Source organism: Streptomyces sp. KR55 (assembly GCF_052245645.1).
In the GTDB taxonomy this organism is placed as follows: domain Bacteria; phylum Actinomycetota; class Actinomycetes; order Streptomycetales; family Streptomycetaceae; genus Streptomyces; species Streptomyces flavusporus.
In genome coordinates, this window is the sequence record NZ_JBQQCE010000614.1 from 1 (window position 1) to 4686 (window position 4686).

General features: G+C 70.6%; 4 protein-coding genes. 1 reads left to right on the forward strand and 3 read right to left on the reverse strand.

Translation table 11 applies throughout. The features are described 5' to 3' along the window. The coding region (locus ACTWQJ_RS46660; protein ID WP_443312450.1) for an ATP-grasp domain-containing protein at nucleotides 1-774 on the forward strand (774 nt) is incomplete at its 5' end. Between the two features lie 119 nt (nucleotides 775-893). Here ACTWQJ_RS46660 and ACTWQJ_RS46665 read toward each other — a convergent pair. The 3 genes from ACTWQJ_RS46665 to ACTWQJ_RS46675 form a co-directional block, all read right to left on the reverse strand. Continuing rightward, the gene (locus ACTWQJ_RS46665) at nucleotides 894-1766 is read right to left on the reverse strand and encodes a sulfotransferase family protein (RefSeq protein ID WP_443312451.1); all 873 of its coding nucleotides are present in this window, start codon (nucleotides 1764-1766) and stop codon (nucleotides 894-896) included. A gap of 164 nt (nucleotides 1767-1930) precedes the next feature. Beyond that, nucleotides 1931-3181, reverse strand: coding sequence for an alpha-L-fucosidase (locus ACTWQJ_RS46670; protein ID WP_443312452.1), 1251 nt, complete (start codon nucleotides 3179-3181; stop codon nucleotides 1931-1933). A gap of 3 nt (nucleotides 3182-3184) precedes the next feature. Continuing rightward, a partial coding sequence (locus ACTWQJ_RS46675) for an alpha-mannosidase (RefSeq protein WP_443312453.1) occupies nucleotides 3185-4686 on the reverse strand: 1502 nt, incomplete at its 5' end.

Below are 4686 nucleotides of genomic sequence, written 5' to 3' on the forward strand. Positions count from 1 at the left end.
GTGATCGCCTATGATGCCGTCCAGGCGATCGGCGTGCCCGTGCCGCCGTGGTGGCGGGTGCGCAGCGCCGACGAACTGGTCGCGGCCGTCGAGGAGTTGGAGACAGCCGGCCACAGGGCCTGCTTCAAGCCTGCGTCCGGGGCGGGCGGGGTGGGCTTCCGTGTGATCACACGCGCCCCCTTCTCGCTTCTGCACCTCAGCGGGTTCCCGAGCCCCTACGTGCCGCTCGACCTGGTGCTCGAGGCGGTGCGGCAGGCCGACGAGCCCGTCGACTGGCTGGTGATGCCGCGGCTGGAGCAGCCGGAGGTGTCCGTGGACTGCCTCACCGGCACGGACAACCAGGTACGGCTGATCGTCGGACGGACGAAGAACGGGCGCCGACGGGGTTTCACGCTGCACGAACAGTGGCTGGAGCCGGCGCGACGGCTCGCGGAGGGTTTCGGGCTGCACTATCTGTCCAACATCCAGTTCCGGATGTTCGGCGAGCAGCCGGTGCTGATGGATGTCAACGCGCGTCCGGCGGGTGGGTTGCACCAGCTGTCGCTGTGCGGGGTCAACGCGCCCTGGGCGGCTGTGCGGTTGGCTCTCGGGGATGACCCCGGGGAGATCGTGCCGCCGTTCCTCGGGCAGGACTACACGGTGGTGTCCGCTCCGCGGCCGCTGCGGCCGGTGGCGGTTCCGCAGCAGCGGGAGGCGCCGGAGACGCTGCCGGCGGTTCCCTCTCCGACGCCGGGTGACTCCGTCGGTAGTGCGGTTCAGGTACTGCCGCTTTAGGGCTCCCGCCGGGTGCGGGTTGTGGAGGGCTGGTCGCGCCCACGCGGCGGAGCCGCACAATGTTACAGCCCCGCGCCCCTTGGGTCGGCTCGCGCCAGGCGTGGGAGTGCCCGCCCGTGCTAGACCGGGTACCCCCACGCCTTCGCCAACTCCGCCAGTCGGGGCGGGAGTTCGGTGGAGGGGTCGGCCGGCCTGGCGGGCTGGATGCGGCCCGACTTGATGGTGCTGCTCCAGTCGCCGAGCTGGGGGCGGAACGTGCCGTGGTCCCGACTGCCGTAGTCGAGCATGCCGCTCTCCCACTCGACGCCGAGGTACTCGCACAGGCCGCGCATCGTCTGCTCCGGCTCGGCGGTGAGCTCCTCGTACGTGATCACATGCGCGTCGAGGCTCCGGCGCGCCTCCTCCAGCTTCTCGGCGTACCCGAGGACCTCGGCGTGGATGGACTGAAGGTCGGGATCCCGGCGGCGCTCGGTGAGGGACGCGATGACCGCGCCCGGGTGACGCAGCAGAAGGATGTAGCGGGCGTTCGGCCAACATCGGTGCAGCCGGGGCCAGATGAGGGTGTTCGGCGGCGTCTTGTCGACGATGACGTCCTTGCCGCTGCGAGTGAGCTCCAGGTGCAGCACCCGGTCCCACAGCAGGTGCTCCAGCTCGGTCCTGTCGAGTTCCAGCGCCTTCATGGCCTCCGCGCTGAAGCTGCGGGTCAGCTGGACGTGGACGGTGCGCAGATGCATCTCGTGCGGGGCCCGGATACGGCTGTGGCTGTTCAGCAGCACCCGCAGCAGGGTCGAGCCGGAGCGCACCGAGGACAGCACGAACACCGGCGAGTCCACGAGCCGTGGGGCGCGCGGGGCGACGTAGGACGACTCACGGGGCCCCCGCGGGGCCGGCACGGCGTTCAGCTGGCGGCGCGGCGGGCTCACCGCCTGGACCATCAGCCGGCCGCGGCGCTTCAGCCCTTTCCCGATCGCGGACATACGCGGGTCTCGCACGGTGCCACCTTTCTCTCACTCCTTGCTCCGGCATCCCAGGGGTGCCAGGCAAACTTCAGATGTCCAGGAGGCAACGAGTCCGGTTCGCTGCGGCTGCAGGAGCCGCCGTGACCAGGTGATTTACTACTTCCTTAATTCTTCATGGGAACGGCGTCGGTCCGCCCTCAGAACCGGCCCGAGCCCCGGTACAGCTCCAGCTCGCCGTCCAGTTCGACCGCGAGCACCGTGGCGTGCGGGTCGAGGTCCGCCGCGGCCGGCGGCTGGATCCAGAGCACGCCCGGTGCTTCGTGCAGACCGCCGATGACCCGGTGGGACAGTTCGGTCCCGCTGCCGAGCACGGTGACCCGGCGTACGGAGCTGAGCAGTCCGCGTACGCCGACGTCGGCGCGCGGGGCGTCGAAGAGGGTCAGATAGAGCGTGCGGCGGTCCTTCGAGAGGGTGCTGGGGCCGTAGTGATGGCCGGCGGGCAGGCCGCGCACGGTCCCGTACACGGCCTCCGCGTGTCGGGCGATCCAGGCGCCGAGGCCCTCGAGCCGTTCGGCGTGCTCGGCGGGGATGGTGCCGTCCTCCCGGGGGCCGACGCTGAGCAGCAGATTGCCGCCGCCCCCGATGGTCTCGGTGAAGTAGCGGATCAGCTGGTCGAGCGACTTGTGGTTGTGGTCGTGGTGCTGGTGGCCCCAGGAGTCGTTGATGGTCAGGCAGAGTTCCCAGGGGCCCTCGGGCGGTACGACGGGTGCGCCCTGTTCGGGGGTCGCGTAGTCGCCCTCGCTGAGCATGCGGGCGTTGAAGACGACGTCCGGCACCTGGGAACGGATGAGCGCGGCGAGTTCCGGGATGCGCCACTGTTCCTCGCTGCGGTCCCACTCGCCGTCGAACCACATCAGGTCGGGCTTGTAGCGGCTGGTGAGTTCGCGGATCTGACCGTCGCGGTAGGCGATGAACCGCTCCCAGGCGGCCAGGTCCTCGAACTCGGCCGCGACCTCGGAGTAGCGGTTGTCCTCCAGCTCCGGCGGGCGGCCCGGCTTGCGCGTGGAGGCGTAGTCGGGGTGGTTCCAGTCGGAGTGCGAGTAGTACAGGCCCACCTTGAGGCCCTGCTCGCGCAGGGCGTCGGCGTAGCCGGCTATCAGGTCGCGGCCCACGTTCAGGTCACCGTGGGCGGTGTCCCACAGGGCGACGCCGTCGTGGTGGCGGCTGGTGAGCACGGCGTACCGGGCGCCGGCGCGGGCGAAGAGCTTCGCCCACTCCCGCGGGTCGTACCGGGACGCGGTGAAACGGTCGAGCTGGGACATGTACTGGTCGTGCGGCACGATGTCGTCGTAGAACGACCAGGATTCCTGGACGCCGTCGACGGCGTAGATGCCCCAGTGGACGAAGATCCCCAGCTTGGCGTCGGTGAACCAGGGTTGTACGGGCACGCGTCAGCTCCTCTTCAGCCGCAGCGTCAGCACCTGGAAGGGCCGCAGAGCGACGGAGACCCCGCCGTCGCCGGTGACGTCCGCGTCGTTGAGCGGGCGTTCCAGAAGGTCGGTGACCTGGGCCCCCGCGAGCGGGAAGGCGGTGCGCAACACGCCCTGTGCCCGGCCGCCGCGGGACTCGTAGAGGCGGACCACGACGTCGCCGGACCGGTCGTCCGCGAGCTTCACCGCCTCGACGGTCACGCCCTCGCCGGCCACGGACACGACCGGCTCCGGCGTGCCCGCCGCGTCGGCGATGCGCAGCGGCAGGTTGAGGGCGTAGCCCTCGGCGATCGCGTCCTCGATGCTCGCGCCGGGCAGCAGCGAGTACGTGAACCGGTGCCGGCCCTGGTCGGCCTCGGGGTCCGGTACGCGCGGGGCGCGGACGAGGCTGAGGCTGACCGTGGTGGTCGTACCTCCGTCCTCACGGACCGTACGGGAGACGTCGTGGCCGTACGTCGAGTCGTTGATCACCGCGACGCCGTAACCGGGTTCGCCGATATGCACCCAGCGGTGGCCGGAGACCTCGAAGCGGGCCGCTTCCCAGCTGGTGTTGGTGTGGGTGGGGCGCTGGACGTGTCCGAACTGGATCTCCGCGGAGGAGTGCGGGGCGCGGATGTCGACCGGGAAGCCCGCCTTGAGGATCTTCTCGGCCTCGTGCCAGTCGATCTCGGTCTCGACGTCGATGCGGGGGCTGTCGGCGCGGAGAGTGATCGTCTGGGTGATCTTCGAGCCCTTGCCGAACGATCGCTCCACGCGGATCGCGCCGAGCAGGGGGTCCTGCTCCACGACCGTGATCGACTCGGCGTCCAGGAGGTCCGTGTAGCGGTTCTTGTAGTGCTTGTCGATGTCCCAGGCGTCCCAGTAGTTGGGCAGGTCGCTGTGCAGGCGGAGGAGGTTGCCCTTGTCGGCGAGGACTTCGCGGTCGGCCCGCAGATCGTGGACGGAGGCGAGGGTTCCGTCGTCGGCCAGCTCGACGCGGACGAGGCCGTTGTCGAGGGTGCGGTCGGTCACCGCCACGCTGTGGTCGGGGCGGGTGTTGCCCAGGGGCGCGCTGCCGTTCGCCGGAACCCTCACGTACGTGGACTCGCCCTCGGCCGTCCGCACCACCTCGGCCCGGTCGAACGGACCGGTGTTGAAGGCCCGGGCCTCGCCCGTGCCCAGCGCTGCCAGAGCCTCCCCCGTCACCGCCTCCAACTCCCCCGCCACCCGCGCATACTCCGACTCCGCCTCCCGATGCACCCACGCGATCGACGACCCCGGCAGGATGTCGTGGAACTGGTGGAGCAGGACCGTCTTCCACAGGCGGTCGAGCTGCTCGTACGGGTAGGAGTAGCCCGGCGCGTGCAGCGCGGCGGTCGTCGCCCACAGCTCGGCCTCGCGCAGCCGGTGTTCGCTGCGGCGGTTGCCCTGCTTGGTGCGGGCCTGGGTGGTGTAGGTGGCGCGGTGCAGCTCCAGGTAGAGCT